13 protein-coding genes are annotated in these 16,959 nt (G+C 57.1%); 3 read left to right on the top strand and 10 right to left on the bottom strand.

Annotated elements, in window-relative coordinates; translation table 11 throughout:
- Nucleotides 1–206: 206 nt before the first annotated feature.
- From gntH to hemA, 5 genes are all read right to left on the bottom strand, one after another.
- Entirely contained in the window at nt 207–1,496 is a 1,290-nt protein-coding gene (gene gntH, locus ACR0D6_RS07100; protein WP_480764984.1) for a guanitoxin biosynthesis MBL fold metallo-hydrolase GntH, read from the bottom strand.
- A 111-nt stretch (nt 1,497–1,607) separates the two neighbouring features.
- The gene (locus ACR0D6_RS07095; protein ID WP_480764983.1) at nt 1,608–2,078 is read right to left on the bottom strand and encodes an N-acetyltransferase family protein; all 471 of its coding nucleotides are present in this window, start codon (nt 2,076–2,078) and stop codon (nt 1,608–1,610) included.
- Nucleotides 2,079–2,082: 4 nt separating this feature from the next.
- Nucleotides 2,083–3,204, bottom strand: a complete 1,122-nt coding sequence (ispG, locus tag ACR0D6_RS07090) for a flavodoxin-dependent (E)-4-hydroxy-3-methylbut-2-enyl-diphosphate synthase (protein ID WP_480764982.1) — start codon at nt 3,202–3,204, stop codon at nt 2,083–2,085.
- Between the two features lie 69 nt (nt 3,205–3,273).
- Nucleotides 3,274–4,497 carry a helix-turn-helix domain-containing protein gene (locus tag ACR0D6_RS07085; RefSeq protein ID WP_170651996.1) on the bottom strand — a complete coding sequence of 408 codons (1,224 nt, stop codon included), beginning with the start codon at nt 4,495–4,497 and terminating at the stop codon, nt 3,274–3,276.
- A gap of 130 nt (nt 4,498–4,627) precedes the next feature.
- The gene (hemA, locus tag ACR0D6_RS07080; RefSeq protein ID WP_170651994.1) at nt 4,628–5,851 is read right to left on the bottom strand and encodes a 5-aminolevulinate synthase; all 1,224 of its coding nucleotides are present in this window, start codon (nt 5,849–5,851) and stop codon (nt 4,628–4,630) included.
- 345 nt (nt 5,852–6,196) lie between these two features.
- Here hemA and ACR0D6_RS07075 point away from each other — a divergent pair, with 345 nt between their 5' ends.
- A complete protein-coding gene (locus ACR0D6_RS07075) occupies nt 6,197–7,582 on the top strand; it encodes a M20/M25/M40 family metallo-hydrolase (RefSeq protein WP_480764981.1) in 1,386 nt (461 codons plus the stop codon).
- Between the two features lie 158 nt (nt 7,583–7,740).
- On the opposite strand, the gene lpdA is transcribed toward ACR0D6_RS07075, so the two are convergent.
- The gene (gene lpdA, locus ACR0D6_RS07070; RefSeq protein ID WP_480764980.1) at nt 7,741–9,135 is read right to left on the bottom strand and encodes a dihydrolipoyl dehydrogenase; all 1,395 of its coding nucleotides are present in this window, start codon (nt 9,133–9,135) and stop codon (nt 7,741–7,743) included.
- Between the two features lie 226 nt (nt 9,136–9,361).
- On the opposite strand from lpdA, the gene ACR0D6_RS07065 reads away from it, so the two are divergent.
- Nucleotides 9,362–9,796, top strand: coding sequence for a hypothetical protein (locus ACR0D6_RS07065; protein WP_480764979.1), 435 nt, complete (start codon nt 9,362–9,364; stop codon nt 9,794–9,796).
- On the opposite strand, the gene ACR0D6_RS07060 is transcribed toward ACR0D6_RS07065, so the two are convergent.
- From ACR0D6_RS07060 to ACR0D6_RS07045, 4 genes are all read right to left on the bottom strand, one after another.
- Nucleotides 9,793–10,371 (bottom strand): DUF924 family protein, encoded by a 579-nt coding sequence (locus ACR0D6_RS07060; RefSeq protein WP_480764978.1) that lies wholly within the window; start codon nt 10,369–10,371, stop codon nt 9,793–9,795. The two genes, ACR0D6_RS07065 and ACR0D6_RS07060, sit on opposite strands and share 4 nt — an antisense overlap.
- 108 nt (nt 10,372–10,479) lie before the next feature.
- A complete protein-coding gene (locus ACR0D6_RS07055) occupies nt 10,480–11,751 on the bottom strand; it encodes an MFS transporter (protein ID WP_480725515.1) in 1,272 nt (423 codons plus the stop codon).
- Nucleotides 11,752–11,858: 107 nt separating this feature from the next.
- Complete coding sequence (gene queA, locus ACR0D6_RS07050) at nt 11,859–12,905, bottom strand: tRNA preQ1(34) S-adenosylmethionine ribosyltransferase-isomerase QueA (protein WP_480764977.1); 1,047 nt, start codon at nt 12,903–12,905, stop codon at nt 11,859–11,861.
- Nucleotides 12,906–12,949: 44 nt separating this feature from the next.
- Nucleotides 12,950–16,324, bottom strand: coding sequence for a YhdP family protein (locus tag ACR0D6_RS07045; protein WP_480764976.1), 3,375 nt, complete (start codon nt 16,322–16,324; stop codon nt 12,950–12,952).
- A gap of 81 nt (nt 16,325–16,405) precedes the next feature.
- Between ACR0D6_RS07045 and ACR0D6_RS07040 the strand changes: the two genes are divergently transcribed.
- On the top strand, nt 16,406–16,867 hold the full coding sequence (locus ACR0D6_RS07040) for a peroxiredoxin (RefSeq protein WP_480764975.1): 462 nt from the start codon (nt 16,406–16,408) through the stop codon (nt 16,865–16,867).
- Nucleotides 16,868–16,959: the final 92 nt, after the last annotated feature.

Genomic DNA, 16,959 nt, shown 5'->3' with positions numbered 1-16,959 from the left:
TGTTCAATGCGTTATGGGAAAACCGCAGACCTACCCGATCACTAGTGTCCTGAGACTGCAAAGCCTGACAGGGCATTGGTGTATCGGGTTTTCCCCGAAACACACTGTGGCTTAACTGTATTTTTCACGCATTGGTTCAAACAGGCCCGCCGCGGGTGCGTTACCGATTGCCCCCGCAACAGCGCCTGAAGTGGTCCGCCTGTGTGCTATTCGTCGCCGGGATAAGGAAAGTCGCGGCCCAATGCCTCTGACGCTTCCTCGAATATCGGGCGCAGAACATCGTCGACGTCCCAGACACCTTCGGCAATGAAGTCCGTGTAACCGACGGCCTCGACCGGCAAACCCCGGTTTGTAGCAAAGGTTTCACGATCTTCAGGGTTCGGCGGTTGGGCCGGCGCAGCAAGAGGCGGCGACCAGGTCTGTTCTTCGGTGTGGGCCATGCGAACCCTGATGTCATCCTTGGTCACATTCCAGACCATGAAATCGTTCGCCAGGCTTAGTGGCCCATCATACGTGGAACGCACACGCTCATAAACGGCGGTCGTTGTGTCCCAGTCATTGAAAAAGTGATAGGCGACGGCCATACGGGGCTGGATCTCTGACATGACTTTCCCGAACGCTTCCGGGGCCGTGTGGATCTGCGTGCCAACGATCAGCGCGGACTCTGGTGTAAACCGCATCTTGTTCACGATATCCGGAACAGCCACAAAACACTCATGAATGACGATATCGGCGTCTTTGGCATATTCGATAAACCACTTGTTCGGGTAAGTGTCAGAACTGAAAACGAACTTCAGATCGTTCCACTCCAACGCATAACTGACTGAGCCGTCTATGGAATGGATCGCCGGGAAGGAACGAATGACAACTCCGTTTTCTTCAAAAACGATCTGGTTTTCACCAGTATAGTCAAATTCGTTGACCTCCAGAAAATACCCTCGGGGATCGGTGGCGCCTGCCCGCCCGGCCAGATCCCAGGTCAACATTCGCTGCATACCGTCCAGGGCATATGCGGTCCCGAGTTCCGGCACAGCACCACTTGGACCCCAAACACGAAGAGGCACATTGCGGCCCATTAAGGCACCACCAACAAACAGATCATGCAGCGCACCAAAGTGATCGGTGTGGAGGTGTCCGATGAACACTTTGTCCAGATAGTTATATGGTATCTGCAATGACGAGATACGTTCTGCCGAGCCCGAACCGATGTCGAACAAGAACTTGTCTCCATTTCCCAGTTCGACAAGAAAGCAGGCTGCCGCCTGTGCCGCCCGGGTTGTGGGCATCCCGGTGCCACAGGCGATGACTCGCATTTCGTCCGACATCAAATCTTCTGTATTGGGGTAATACGTGTCCCTCGGTCGGTCCCTGACACTTATCGGAGATACCTCAGCCTCAGCTTCCTGAGCGTGCAAGGGCTGGGTCGGGACCGTACCGGCAATCAAAAGCAAGCTTGCGATAAAAGCGGAATAATTGCTCCATTCGGGTAGTTTCATAAGATTTCCCCCACAGACATAAACAAATTCCAATAATATAATAAAATTTTTGAAATCGATAGTTAATTGCCCGGCGTCAGGTTCACCCGCATCAGGTCAGCTTTGAAATGTCTATGATTTCAGAAACTTCTCGAACGTTGCTTTAGCAAAATCACCGGCCTCCGGGCCGTCGCGACCTGTCTCGGCCCACCCGTTTCGCAGATAAAACCCAATCGCCTGAGCGTTGCCGACAAAGGTTTCCAATTGCGCGCGATCATGCCCTGCGGCACGCATCTGTGCCTCGCACCACGCAAGGATCGCCGTTCCGACGCCTGTTCGATGCAGCCTGACATCCACCATCATCAGGTGAAGGAAACCTTCCCAGTAGATCACAAATCCCGCAATCCGGCTGTACACACGCGCGACGTACAGGTTTGGCAGATGAGCGGCGATTTCGGCGTCCGACTGACCGCTGTCGATGAACCCGATAACGGTTTCTTCTCCCAGAAAGACCGAGGCGGTCTGACGCAGGGTTTCGCGCGCAATCTTTTGCACCAAAGGCAAATCCTCGGGCGTCGCGTGCGATATGGTCAGACCTTCCATTTCCCTATTCGGCAGCTTCCCGCGTTGCGTCGATCTCTGCCGCCTTCTTTTCAACTTCTTCGACGATGTGATCAATCATCTTATCGTTCGACATCTTGTGGCTGGCCTTTCCGGCCAGATAGACCATGCCCGACCCTGCCCCACCACCGGTAAAGCCCACATCGGTCATCAGCGCCTCACCCGGGCCGTTCACGACGCAGCCGATGATCGACAGGCTCATCGGTGTTTTGATGTGTTCCAGCCGTTTTTCCAGTGCTTCCACAGTCTTGATGACGTTGAAACCCTGCCGCGCACAGGACGGGCACGAGATGATGTTGACGCCGCGATGGCGCAGGCCAAGGGATTTCAGAATCTCAAAACCAACCTTGACCTCTTCGACCGGGTCGGCGGACAGGCTTACGCGGATCGTGTCACCGATGCCCATCCACAGAAGGTTGCCCAGACCGATCGCGGATTTGATGGTGCCGGACACTAGCCCCCCGGCCTCGGTGATACCCAGATGGATCGGTGCGTCTGTGGCTTCGGCAATACCCTGGTAGGCAGCGGCGGACAGGAATACGTCGCTGGCTTTCACGCTGATCTTGAATTCGTGAAAATCGTTGTCCTGCAGGATACGGATATGCTCCAACCCGCTTTCAACCATCGCTTCGGGGCACGGTTCGCCATATTTTTCAAGCAGATGTTTTTCCAGGCTGCCCGCGTTTACGCCAATCCGGATCGAACAATTGTGGTCGCGCGCGGCCTGGATGACCTCTTTTACGCGCGCTTCATTGCCAATATTGCCCGGATTGATCCGCAGGCAGGCGGCACCGGCTTCGGCGGCTTCGATCCCACGGCGGTAGTGGAAATGAATGTCTGCCACGATGGGTACCGGGCTTTCGCGCACGATCTCTTTCAGCGCTTTCGACGACGCTTCGTCCGGGACGGAGATCCGCACAATATCGGCGCCCGCCTCAGCAGCGGCCTGAACCTGTGCGACCGTTGCCGCAACATCCGTGGTCAGAGTGTTGGTCATCGTCTGCACCGCAATAGGTGCATCGCCGCCAACGGCCACATTACCGACCATGATCTGACGGGATTTACGACGATAGATATCGCGCCAGGGGCGCACGTGATTGATGGACATGGGAACGGGTCCGCGTCTGCTCCGGTTGCACTTTAGATAGTTCGGCGACCGGGTCACCGCAATGACAGATTACTCGGTGGGCGCTTCGGTCGCTTCGGTCTGCAACTCGGCAACCAGTTGCCTCAGGGCGCTGTTGTCGTCCGAGCTCATATCTGCCTCAGCGAATACCTCGGTTACAGAGTCCGGTGTCAGGACAACGCCTTTGGCCACTGTCCCCGGCGCACCGACCGGGCCATAGTGCTGACCGTTCACAGCGAAATACACCGAGCCAGCGGCCCCGGCGCGCAGTTGCGGCGCCTCTTCGGTCAACGGCACCTCAAAGACATTGCCTTGCTCGACGGTGCCCAATGTGCCCTCAAACAAAATGCTGCCATCTGCGCTGCTCACCCGCATCCAGGCAGGGTTGACTGCTACAATTTTCAACGACGGCTCAAGATCCTCCACAACCTGCGGAAGGACGTTTTCTTCAACAATTTCAATCGCTGCTGTCTGTACCTGATGTACCTGAGGCAGTTCGGGCGAGCGGAACGTGCCAACGGTGCGCGGATCAAGCGTCGAAATTGGTGCGTCACGGGCTACCAGAACCGGGACATCCAGCGCCTGCGGGCGATAAAGCCGATCCAGTGCGTCGCTTGCCGGGGCTATCGGGCCAGCGGTCTGAATTTCATCGGACCGATTGCGCGCCTCATCAAGCGGATCAAGATCCGACAATACGACAGGCGCCTGCTCGACAGGCGCGACCTGAACCTGCTGAACTTCTTTCAACACGGCCCATCCGCCATATCCCATGCCCGCGATCAGGGCCAAAAGCACCAGTGAGGATCCTACGGCCCTTGGTTCGATCTGGTTGAGAAAGGACTCTTTGCCGGGCACGAACGGAGTGTTCGGAGAAATGAACGGGTCACGCCCCATTGGGCCGCGCGATGGAAGGCTGTCACTGGATTTTCTGACAACAGACGCTTCGGCGGACATGCCATGCGCCACTTCAAATCCGCTTTCCTTGCAAAAAGTCGCGAACGTTTCGTCCGGGTTCATCCCCAGATAACGGGCGTAAGAACGCACATACCCGGCGATAAAGCCGGGTGTATCAAATGCGTCGGGGTCGGAGTTTTCTATGGCAGCGATGTAGTTGGCCTTGATCCGCAATTCTCGCTGAACATCCAGCAACGATTTTCCCATCGTCGCACGCTCGCCTCGCATGACATCGCCAAGCCGCAACTCAAAATCATCAAAGCCCTTTGGCTTGACGTTTTCGGTGTCGTCGGATTCGCGCTGTGTCCTGCGCCCTATCATTCTTGCTGCCCCATTTTGCCTGTCGCGTGTTCCACGCCGGATGGCGATTCGTCCCCAAAACGATTCGACCAACTCTTTTGTTGCTTCAAGAGTAACACGCTGCAAGCGAGTTGCACACTATAGCGTGAGGTTAACCGGCAAGTTCGGCGCGATTTAGCGCACAATGTGACCAAAGTTCGTCCAAAGCATTCACCAATCGGTTCATTTCGTCCGGGCCATGCACCGGGGACGGTGTGAATCGCAACCGTTCGGTTCCGCGTGGAACGGTAGGAAAGTTGATAGGCTGCACGTAGATTCCAAAGCTCTCCAACAGCATGTCGCTCAACTTTTTGGTGTGAACGGGGTTTCCGACCATGACCGGAACAATGTGGCTGCCGTGATCGATCAACGGCAATCCAAGCCCTTTCAAACGCAGTTTCAGAATCTTGGCCTGCGTCTGGTGCCGCTCGCGCAGCTCGGGCGCGCGCTTGAGAAAGGCAACTGAGGCCGCTGCACCTGCCGCAACCGAAGGCGTCAGCGACGTGGTAAAGATAAAGCCAGGCGCATAGGACCGCACCGCGTCGCACATCTTGGCGCTTGCCGCGATATAGCCACCCATCACACCATATGCCTTGGCCAGTGTACCGTTGATGATGTCGATGCGATGAGCCAGCCGGTCACGCTCGGTAACGCCGCCACCGCGCGGTCCGTACATGCCAACCGCATGAACTTCGTCGATATACGTCAACGCACCGAATTCATCGGCCAGATCGCAGATTTCTTCGATCGGGCCAAAATCGCCGTCCATCGAATAAATCGATTCAAAGGCGATCAGCTTGGGCGCGGACGGATCGTCCGCCTCAAGCAACTCGCGCAGATGGGCGACATCGTTGTGACGGAAGATGCGCTTGGCCCCGCCGTTACGACGCACACCTTCGATCATCGAGGCGTGGTTCAGCGCATCAGAATAGATGATCAGGCCGGGGAACAGCTTGGGCAAAGTTGACAGCGTGGCGTCATTGGCGATGTAGGCGCTGGTGAACAACAGCGCGGCTTCTTTGCCATGCAGATCCGCCAACTCGGCCTCGAGCCGCTTGTGATACACAGTGGTGCCCGAAATGTTCCGGGTTCCGCCCGACCCTGCGCCGGTGGCATCGATTGCATCGTGCATCGCCTCAAGCACCACCGGGTGCTGGCCCATGCCCAGATAGTCGTTTCCGCACCACACGGTGATGTCCTGTTCGGACCCATCCGGACGCGTCCAGACCGCATGAGGGAAATTGCCGTTGCGGCGTTCGATATCGATGAAAGTCCGGTACCGGCCTTCTTCATGTAGCTTGGCGATCGCACTATCGAGCTGAGCTGTGTAGTTCACCGATTCCTCCTTGGTCGTTCGACCGACAATATTTCACTTTGGCGGCCCAACCATGTTCAGTATCGCAATCGGCTTGCGCAACTGTACATAAGTCTATCATTCACCTTCAGGTCGCCTGACTACATCCGGGTACGACGTCGAGGCATTGATTTGCATCAAATATCTCTTTGAACCTGCACTCTCAAGTAAAGTTACGGCCAAAGGACGCGAGGAAACGACGCAGGTGTCCACAGGCAACAGCCTCTGGTTTCCGATAATATACACCATTCCGGCCTGCCCGGGCTAGACGGCACCGAATGCCCTGCTAGGGTCCGCGCCAGGATATGAACCTTTCAGGAGTACATCATGTCGCTTGACGCTGTATTGACCCAAATCGACTCGGATCTGTCATCCTCCATGGATCGCCTTATGGAGTTACTGCGAATCCCATCCATTTCAACCGACCCCGCCTTCAAAGAACATTGCGACAAGGCTGCGGACTGGCTTGTGGCGGATCTGAAATCCATCGGAATCGCAGCGGAAAAGCGCGACACGCCCGGTCATCCGATGGTCGTTGGACATGTGGGTGAGGATGGCGACGGACCGCATGTTCTGTTCTATGGCCATTATGACGTCCAGCCAGTCGACCCGCTGGAACTATGGAATCGCGACCCCTTCGATCCTGCCCTGGAAGACACCGCAAACGGTCAGGTCATCCGTGGACGCGGGTCCTCTGACGACAAAGGCCAGTTGATGACCTTTGTCGAGGCCTGCCGCGCATGGAAGGCCGTCCACGGTAAATTACCCTGCCGCATCACGTTCTTTTTCGAGGGCGAAGAGGAGTCCGGCTCGCCGTCACTGGTTCCGTTCCTTGAAGAAAACGCGGCAGAGCTGAAGGCCGATCTGGCGCTTGTCTGCGATACATCGATGGTCTCGCGTGGTGTTCCGTCGATTGCGGCGCAATTGCGGGGAATGCTCAAGGATGAGTTCACTATCGTCGGTCCCCGGATTGATCTGCATTCGGGCCACTATGGCGGACCGGGCCTGAATCCCCTACGCGAAATCTCTCGTATCGTAGACTCTTTCTACGACGAGGAAACCGGCCGTGTGGCCGTCGAGGGTTTCTATGAAGGCGTTCACGAGGTTCCAGCCGAACAGTTGCGGCAATGGGAAAACTGTGGCTTTGACGAAGCAGAGTACCTGAATTCAGTCGGCTACACTCAAGCACATGGCGAAAAAGAATACTCCACTCTGGAACAGCAATGGGCGCGCCCGACGCTGGAGGTAAACGGACTTTGGGGTGGCTACAACGGTGCCGGATCGAAAACCGTGATCCCATCCGAAGCCCACTGCAAGATCACCTGCCGCCTGGTGGGCGACATGGACCCTGACGCGTTGCGCGACAAGATCCGCAAACACGTTCAGGATCGCCTCTCCCCTGACGCCAGTGTCGTCTGGGACAATGAACTTGAGGGCTCGCCCGCTTCTGTCATGAACATCAACCGCCCCGAATTCGAAGCAGCACGCAACGCGCTGTCAGACGAGTGGGATCGCGAGGCCGTGTTTACCGGCATGGGAGGATCAATCCCGGTGGTCGGATATTTCGACTCGATTCTGGGACTGGATTCGATGTTGGTCGGCTATGCCAACGACGATGATGCAATCCATTCGCCGAATGAAAAATACGACGTCAAAAGCTTCCACAAAGGAATTCGTTCCTGGGCGCGCATTCTAAACGCGCTTAACTCCTGAGGATTTGACTGGATTTTGCGAGGCTCTGCCTCGCGCTCCGGAGTATTTGGGCCAGATGAACAAGGGATCCCTTATTCATCTGGCTTGAAAATACTCCGGGGGAGTCGCGCCTGTGCGACGGGGGCAGCGCCCCCTTCGCTGTTGTTCGAGCCTGGAAATCACATGTGGATTACACGCCCATAGGCATCCAGAACGCTTTCATGCATCATTTCGGACAGCGTCGGGTGCGGGAAGACCGTGTTCATCAGATCTTCCTCGGTGGTTTCCAGTTGACGCCCAACCACATAGCCCTGAATCAACTCGGTTACTTCGGCGCCGATCATATGCGCGCCCAACAACTCTCCGGTCTTGGCGTCGAAGACCGTTTTAATCAGACCTTCTGGCTCTCCCAGCGCAATCGCCTTGCCATTCCCGATAAAGGGGAAACGACCCACCTTGATGTCATAGCCCAGCTCCTTGGCCTTGGCCTCGGAATAGCCCACCGACGCCACCTGCGGCTGGCAGTATGTACATCCCGCAATGCTTTCCGGTTTTACGGGATGCGCGTGTTTGCCAGCGATCAGATCAGCCACCATCACACCTTCATGTGACGCCTTGTGCGCCAGCCACGGCGCTCCGGCGATATCGCCGATCGCATAGACGCCCTCGACACCGGTGCGGCAGAACTCATCAGTCACTACATGGGTCCGGTCGATTTTTACACCAAGCGCCTCGAGCCCAAGGTTTTCGACATTGCCCACGATTCCAACTGCGGAAATCACCGTGTCAAAGTCGTGCTTTTCCACTTTGCCCTTGACCTCGATATGGGCGGTTACCTTGCCCTTACCGCGATCCAGTTGCTTGACCATCGCCTTTTCCATGATGGTCATACCCTGTTTTGTGAACGCCTTTTTGGCGAGGGCGCTGATCTCGGCATCTTCGACCGGCAGAACGCGATCCATCACTTCGACCACGGTCGTATCCGCACCAAGAGTATTGTAGAAGCTGGCGAATTCGATGCCGATCGCGCCCGAGCCGATAACCAGCAGTTTCTTGGGCATTCGAGGCGGTTGCAGCGCATGCTTGTAGGTCCAGACCAGATCGCCGTCAGCCTCAAGCCCCGGAAGTTCACGGGCGCGGGCCCCTGTGGCGACGATGATATTCTTTGCCGTCAGCTCTTCGGCGCCCTTGTCTGTCTTGACGCTGACCTTGCCCTTGGCGGGGATCGTTGCCTCCCCCATGAATACGGTAACCTTGTTCTTCTTCAGAAGGTGACCGATACCGCCGGAAAGCTGGGCCGCGACCCCGCGAGAACGCTTTACCACCGCGTCCAGGTCATAGCCCACCTCGTCCGCCTTCAGACCAAAATCCTTGGCGCGTTCCATCAGGTGAAAAACCTCGGACGAGCGCAAAAGCGCCTTGGTTGGGATGCAGCCCCAGTTCAGACAGATGCCGCCCAGATGCTCACGCTCGACCACGGCCGTCTTAAGGCCCAGCTGCGCACCGCGAATGGCCGCCACATAGCCGCCCGGCCCTGCGCCAATTACGATCAGATCAAAGGATTGTGCAGCCATGTATACCTCGCGGCGCAGATCGGTTGAAAAAACTAGTTTACCATTAAACTACTTTCTAAATCGCATCAATACACTTGGCCCGCGACAAAAGCGACGCGGGGTCAAGTGGGATATATTGCGCATGTTTCAGCCTATACGCGGCCCGGGTCATTGGCTAGAACGTATGTGGTGGCCGCGCCCTATGTGCGGAAATACATTTATCTGGAAGTGATTTGAAAGGCTTGTCATGGCCAAGACGCTTAAGGACCTGATACTCGCCCTGCTGAATGCAACGCTGATCCTGTTGGCGGTTTGTCTGTTTCTTGGGTGGAAGCTTGCAACTACGGTCGACGGAATCACGACTAAATTCGCGGAAAACCTGCAACTGGTTGCTCCGCTTCGAGAAGAAGCCCAGGGCATTCGCGGAGAGCTGACGGCCTTGAGAAGTTCTTTGAACACGCTGAGTAGTGGTGACCGCGCACTCGATACCACCGAGACACAGCGATTAAACGCGCTGATCGACAAGCTTGATGGCATTGAGCAGAGGCTTGCGACAACTCAGACCAGATTGGGCGAACTTGCAGACTCGCCGGAAACACTGATCAACCACGCCATAGACAAGACTGCTGACACGGTGACTGACCGCATCACTGCCATCCGGGGTTGCGTGCCCGAAACCTAAAGAACCGCCTGCAACTCGCGCACGGTCCGGCCATAGCCGCCATTGCTGACATACGCCGCTTCCTGCGCCGTATTCTCACGATGCAGCGCCTCGTTCCGGTATGGGAACCGTCCGAACTGGCGAATGATCTCGCGATGCGCGCGGGCGTGCAAAAGGTTGCTTGCACCATATTCCGGCATCCGCTGGCACATCAGCCGCACACAGCGTTCCTGATCACACAGGCTTTCTGAATGCATCATCGGCAGATAAAAGAACTGCCGTGCCGGTTCATCGATCCTCAGATCCCAACCCTTGTCGACAGCACATTTCGCTGCTGCCAGTGCTGCACGATCCGACGCAAACGCTTGGCTGCTACCCCGGAACATGTTGCGGGGCAACTGATCCATCAGAATGATATATGCCAGAGCACCGCTGGGATATGTCAGCCAGAGCGAAAATCTGCCCTCGCACGCGGCTTGCCATGTTGTGAGGAAACGATCCCGGATGTGCGCATCAAGCGCTTCATCTTCCAGATACCACCCCTCGGGACCAACTTCATCTAACCAAAAACTAAGTACTTCTTCAGGACCAACCATTGCCCTTGCTCCGTAATTTGCCCTCCCCAGGGACGTAAGGTCATTTAAATCTGTTTTACAGAATTGTTACAGTAACATATTGCAACATTTGCGACACAAATCCAAGTATTACGCGACTTCTTGCGCATCCTTCTCTTCCTGATCGGCCTCGATGGCGACTTCCTGGGCCACTTCAAGGGCAACTGGTGAGGCGGTTGGATAGACAGGTGCCATGGTACCGGTCTCATCCACAGGCACCGACGCACGCTGTGTCATCCGGTAAAGCGCATAGACGGCCATCAGGAACAAAAGCGCCGCAATAAACAGAAAGAAACCCTGCGGGCCGAACACCGCATCGCCCATCAGCCAACCGGTAATCACCGGGCCAGCGATCGCGCCCAAACCGTTGATGAACACCAGCCCTCCGGACGCGGCGGCCATGTCTTCGTGATCCAGATAGTCGTTAGTATAGGCAATCAGCAGTGAATACAGAGGGTTCGACATGCCTCCAATGGCAAAGGCGGACATCAGCAGAACCGGAAAAGTTACTCCAAATGCCATACCAGCGAAGGCACCAAGCCCCCCCACCACGGCAACAAACATGATCAGAAATCGCCGATCCATCCGGTCGGAGAACCAGCCCAGAGGGTATTGCAGTATGACCGCGCCCACATAGAAGGACGCAACAAACATCGAGATCTCCGCCAGCGACAATCCTGTCCGGGCGCCATAAACCGCCGCCATGCCGAACTGGGCAGAGAAGACGCCCCCCAACAAGAACATGCCAACACATCCCAACGGCGACGTTTCCATCAGCTTGCGCAATGTCATTGGCTTTGTCGTATCGAACGCAGGCGTCGGAGAAATCGATAGAAGAATTGGTGCAAAAGATACGGAAACAAGGATCGAAGCGATCACGAAGGTTTCATAACCTGCCGGATCTCCGACCAGCAGCAATGCCTGCGCGCTGACAATCCCGGTCATCTGCACGATCATATAAAGTGACAGCGCCTGACCACGATTTTCATTGCTGGCCGCGTTGTTCAGCCAGCTTTCGGCCGTCACATACACGCCGGAAAAGCAGAACCCGATGATCACGCGCCCTAGGGACCAGGCAATCGGATCGGTCAGCATCGGATACATGATCATCACGGCGGAAATGAACGAGGCCAGCGCCGCAAAGACCCGCACATGGCCGACCCGCCGGATCATCTCGGGCGCCAGACGGGACCCGCCGAGGAAGCCGACGAAATAGGCCGACATCACAAAAGACATCTGAAAGGTCGAAAAACCCTCGATCTCACCCCGGACGCCCAACAGTGTACCCTGAAGACCGTTGCCGACCATCAGCAAACCCATACCGAGCAGAAGCGCCCATGCGCTGGATAGAACCTGAAGCATCGGGGGCCTCCGTAAGCCGTCGTGGTGTGTGTATTTCTGCGATCAAATACTGTCCTGATCGCGCTTGTCTACGACATTGAAAGGATTCGGTCAGGAAAACGCGCCACTCAGGGGATCAAAAGCGACGCGTCACCATATGAAAAGAAACGATACCTTTCAGCGACTGCGTGGGCATAGATATCGCGCACTCGCGTCTGCCCCATCAGTGCCGAAACCAGCATCAGAAGTGTCGATTTGGGCAGATGGAAATTCGTCATCAGCGCGTCGGTGACCTGAAATTCGAACCCGGGGTAGATGAAAATATCGGTCTCCCCCTCCCAAGGGGCAATTTCGCCCCCGCGTGCCGCACTTTCGATCAGGCGCAAGGCGGTTGTCCCCACCGGAATGACACGCCCGCCCGCAGCTTTGGTCGCTTGGATTTCAGCAACCGCCTGATCGCTGACCCTGCCCCATTCGGCATGCATCCTGTGGGTTGTCACGTCTTCGACCTTGACCGGTAGAAACGTACCAGCCCCGACATGCAGCGTGACGTGGCTGAACTCCACCCCCCTTTGGGAAAGGGCATCCATCAGCGCATCATCAAAATGCAGCGACGCGGTGGGGGCGGCAACGGCGCCCGAATGGCGCGCCCATATCGTCTGGTAGTCGGTTTTATCCTGCTCGTCCGCGGGTCTTTTCGCAGCGATATAAGGCGGCAGCGGCATCGCCCCCGCGTCCTCAAGTGCCGCATCAAAATCGTCACCTGTCAGATTGAAACGCAGAAATGCCTGACCATCGTCGACCCGGTCCAGCGTCGCAGTCAGACGATCCGAGAAAACAATGTCCTCGCCCGGCTTTACCTTTTTTAGCGGTTTGATCAGCGCGGCCCAGGTTCCATCGGCCTGCGGGTCCAGCAGCGTAGCCTCAATCGCGGCGGAAACCGCCCCTTGCGCGGATTGCCTGTGGCGGCGGCCACTCAGCCGCGCAGGGATCACACGGGTATCGTTCAGAACCAACCGGTCCCCCGGACGCAGCCAATCAGGCAGATCAAGAACACGGGCATCGGAGATCGCATCGCCCTGCGCCACCAGCAACCGCGCGGATGAGCGCGGATTTGCCGGTCGCGTGGCAATCCGGTCTTCCGGTAGGTTGAAATCGAAATCGCTGAGTTTCATGCGCGCGCCTTACACCCTGCGATCAGAATTGGCCATAAACAGAATTACCTGTCGCCTGACTCAGATTCAAACGACCGTTGCGATTGCGGTGTTTCGGGCAACACAATGTTTTGCCCGCCCTGCACCTTTGGCGCGGGCGAACGCATCAGATCCCTCAGAAACAGCGGCGCAAGTCCTGAAATCGGGTTCACGGACACCTTGGGCGATCTGAGCGGACCCTTCAGTGTATAGTTAAAGGCGAATATCCCCTCTCCCTTGCGGGTAAATACACTGCCGATGGCATTGACCAGATAAAGCGGAGAAATCGCGCCCTGCAAATCCAGCAATCCGCGTTCTGTATCGACCCGCCCGTCAAAGGACAGCCCCATCGAAGGACCGGCGGCGCTGCCGCTTAGAACCGTTACCTGCGTTGGTGAGATACGCATCTGACTTTCGATGGAGCTGAAGAAAATCCCCTGCCCCGACAATTCGTCCAACAACCCGACCAGACTGATTGCGTCCAGCAAGGCAGCCATCGCCGGGGCGTCCCGAACATGTGTATTGGTTATTTTCAGACCCGCGTCGTAATTCCCCGGAGAGCCCACCGGCTCCAGCTGGAACTGCAATGTGCCGCCACGCACCTGCGTAATCAGGCCCGCAGATTTTAAAACTGCACCCGCATTGTCCGAGCGCAGGGTCACACCGCTGCGTGGGCCGCGCGAAACAACCTGCCCTGAAACGGCAGCGCCACCATTGACGAATGCCGTGAAATTCCCTGCCAGCCCGCCGGTGGTCGTAAAATTGCCACGCAATCCTGTCAGGGCGATTGTTTCCGTTATCTGCAACCTGTCCAGAACCACATTCAGGGCGGGTCCAGCGCCCGCGCTGCCTCCGCCCCCACCGCTGCCAAAGGTCGACTTCTGCAGGTTCAAGACGCCGCCGAGGATGCGGATGTCCGGAATGGCCTTACCGCTTTCAATCAACTGCGCCGGTACCGCCAGCCAGTTGCCCAGCTCAAACGAGCTGAAACTGACGCGATCCAGTTGCTGGTTGGCCTTGAACGAGATCGTTGCATTGGCCCGCAAACCGGCGGCGTCTATCTTTAACGCGTCCACACGCATCTGTTTGCCAAGGGTTGCTTCGGCCGTCAGGCTGCCGCTTGTCCCGGCACTTTTTCTCCAGCCCAGCTCGGGTATTGCAAGGCGCACGCCCACCAGATCGGATTTGGCCGTCAGCTTTGGTGGTGCGCCTGCACCCAGTGTCACCGTGAAATCCGCTTCGCCCTGTCCCGATATCGCATTATCCGGTAGTCCGGCGCGAATTTCCTTCATCAGCTGCCGGGACAACTCGATCTTCCCGGTCAGCTCGCTGCGTTCCGGTTCTTTTCCCCCGATAGGCTGACTCCATGTTGCCCGCACCGGAACGGCACCGAAGAAACCATCCCCTGATATAGTCACCTGCGTATGGTCGCCGCTGACATTCAGACTTTGGGCGCTGACATTCACGCCCGGAACCAGTTTGTCGCTGTCCACATCACTCAGATCACCGACAAAGTGAAACTCCATATCGTCCAGCATCACCTTGTCTTTCAGCGGCAGAGCCAAAGTGCCCTGTAAACTCACATTGCCCTCAGCAAGGTCCACGGGCAGCCCGGCCTTGGTCATGACCTCCAACGGGGGTCTGTCCAACAACGACAGCGCAGCGGTTGCGCTTCCGTTCGCCCGGATGCGGGCGATACCCGGCGCCGATTTCTTGATGCCGATATCTGGAATAATGAAGGACGTGCCCGAAGCGTCCACCGGCCCACCCTCATCAGGGTTGACCACACCGCGCCGCGCTGTCACCGAGAACCTCTGACCAACAAGGCTTGCCTGCCCTTGCGCGTTTTCAATCGGCGGCAAAGTCTTGGCAAACCTGATCTTTGCCTTGTCAAAATCGAAATCAGCATAGATATCCGGCTTTTCTCCGGGTTGAACCCTGAAGGCCAGATCAAGATCGGACAGCGTGCCCTCGGTCAGGTTCTCGGTAACCCATTCGCGCGGCTTGTCGGCCACCGCTTCAGGCCAGTAACCCAGCAGCTGATCGGGCGTCATCCTGTCAATCGACGCATCCACGGCAACGTCCCAACCTTCGGACGAGCCCGTCATGTCGCCGGACACCATCAGCCGCGTGTCCCTATGTTCGACCGTCATCTGGCCCAGTTGCAAACGGAACGGAGCCAGCTTCATCTGGAAATCCACCGTTGCCCGTGACAATTCCAGCGGCTGCGGGAACAGATCCTCGGGGTTCACTTTTATGCCGGACAGCACGAACTGGGCCGACAGGTTTTCAAGCGCACCATTTTCGACGCCCTGCAAAAACGCCTTGCCTTCGGCACGGACGGCGCCCCATTCCGAGACGATCGAAACCTCATTGAAATCCAGCACCTGCTGTCGGGGTTCGTAGGTGAAATAGGTGCGCGCGGATTCGAACGGTATCGGGCGCGTTTCCGGGTTGGGCTGAACCGCTCCGGCACCCAGATTGAGTGTCGCAAACACCGCACCCAGCGTGCCCTGCGCGTCGATACTGCCCCGCAAAGCGCCCGAAATCGGAGTTCTTAGAACCTGCAGCCATGCCATTGCCGGACTCTGTCCCGCGATATCCTCGGCCGGCAGGTCGGTAACCGTAACACCAAATTTCGCCGCAGGTGAACCAAGCGTGCTGGTGTAATTCGCCTCGATCGAACTGACATAATCCCGCCCGCCCAGAACGGAAAAACCGGTGGCCAGCCGAACCTCATGCTCGCTGCGTGTTGCCTGGATATGCCCCCCGTCAAAGGTCCAGCTTCGCCCTTGTCGAAGATCGCGATAATCTAGGGTGATGCCGCTGATCTCGACCGAGGTCATGGCCGAAAGTGCCGGGGATAGAAACACCTGATCTGACTGTTCAATCAACTGGGCAAGGTTGGGCGCCTGTCGGACCGGAGCACTCTCGGACCCGACGGTCAGAGACAGCGATCCGGTCTCATCCCGCACCAGACTGACCAAAGCCCCCCTCAGCATGATGCGTTTGGGCCTGACATGGCCGCGCAACAGTGGACGCATCGCAAGGCTGGCGCGCATGTCCGCCACTTTGGCAATCTGGCGGCCGTCTGCATCGCTGACGGTCACATCTGTCAGGCGCAAACGTGGCCGCCACCCCTCGTGGATGATGAAACTGACGTCGCCAAACCGGATCTGCAGCCCGCCCAGCGCCCGTTCAAGCCGCGTCTCGACGCGATCCTTCAACCAGACCGGCGCGTGCATGGTCTGACCGACGACCATGAGGGCGGTAAAGCCAGCCAAAAGAACCAACAGGAACAGCCCCCGCATGGCCCATAACCCGGCTCTGCGGCGACGCGAACGCTTAGGGCGGGGTTTTTCCCCTGCCTTTTCAACATCTTCCTTGATCTGTTGGGCCAATTTGCCTCTTGCGCCTTTCAACTTGCCCGCACCGCAATATTATTCCGGGCATCAGTTCTCACATTCCGCCGGAGAGGCCTCATGCCCGAAATTTCCGAACCCGCCCCTAACTTTACCCTGCCTCGCGACGGTGGTGGCGAAGTCACCCTGTCCGATCTGCGTGGCAGTATAGTCGTTTTGTTCTTTTATCCCCGCGATGATACCCCGGGCTGCACAAAGGAATCCATTGGTTTCTCGGAACAACTTCAGGCTTTTGCAGCGGCGGGCGCTCAAGTTTTCGGGATTTCACGCGACACCGTTGCCAAACATGACAAGTTTGTCGCCAAATACAGCCTTACTACACCTCTTTTGTCCGACGCAGAATCCTCGGTTTGCGAAGACTATGGGGTCTGGGTGGAAAAGAACCTCTATGGCAAAAAGTCCATGGGGATCGAGCGCGCGACCTTCCTGATCGACGGCAATGGCGACATCTCCCGGATCTGGCGCAAGGTCAAGGTTCCCGGTCATGTGGACGAGGTCCTCGAAGCAGTTCGCGCGCTTTGATCACGCCGCACCCTCGACCCCCGAAATGATTCAGTCTATCTGCCGGGTTTGACCCAAAAGGAACGGAGTGCGCTGTGCCGAAAACCCTGACC

The organism is Ruegeria sp. BJ6, assembly GCF_056537885.1.
This window is presented reverse-complemented; position numbering and strand designations above follow the sequence as displayed.

Bases quoted from the DNA above. Each gene is read 5' to 3' on its own strand.
- gntH (WP_480764984.1), bottom strand. From the start codon at position 1,496: ATGAAACTACCCGAATGGAGCAATTATTCCGCTTTTATCGCAAGCTTG.
- ACR0D6_RS07095 (WP_480764983.1), bottom strand. From the start codon at position 2,078: ATGGAAGGTCTGACCATATCGCACGCGACGCCCGAGGATTTGCCTTTG.
- ispG (WP_480764982.1), bottom strand. From the start codon at position 3,204: ATGTCCATCAATCACGTGCGCCCCTGGCGCGATATCTATCGTCGTAAA.
- ACR0D6_RS07085 (WP_170651996.1), bottom strand. From the start codon at position 4,497: ATGATAGGGCGCAGGACACAGCGCGAATCCGACGACACCGAAAACGTC.
- ACR0D6_RS07075 (WP_480764981.1), top strand. From the start codon at position 6,197: ATGTCGCTTGACGCTGTATTGACCCAAATCGACTCGGATCTGTCATCC.
- lpdA (WP_480764980.1), bottom strand. From the start codon at position 9,135: ATGGCTGCACAATCCTTTGATCTGATCGTAATTGGCGCAGGGCCGGGC.
- ACR0D6_RS07065 (WP_480764979.1), top strand. From the start codon at position 9,362: ATGGCCAAGACGCTTAAGGACCTGATACTCGCCCTGCTGAATGCAACG.
- ACR0D6_RS07060 (WP_480764978.1), bottom strand. From the start codon at position 10,371: ATGGTTGGTCCTGAAGAAGTACTTAGTTTTTGGTTAGATGAAGTTGGT.
- ACR0D6_RS07055 (WP_480725515.1), bottom strand. From the start codon at position 11,751: ATGCTTCAGGTTCTATCCAGCGCATGGGCGCTTCTGCTCGGTATGGGT.
- queA (WP_480764977.1), bottom strand. From the start codon at position 12,905: ATGAAACTCAGCGATTTCGATTTCAACCTACCGGAAGACCGGATTGCC.
- ACR0D6_RS07040 (WP_480764975.1), top strand. From the start codon at position 16,406: ATGCCCGAAATTTCCGAACCCGCCCCTAACTTTACCCTGCCTCGCGAC.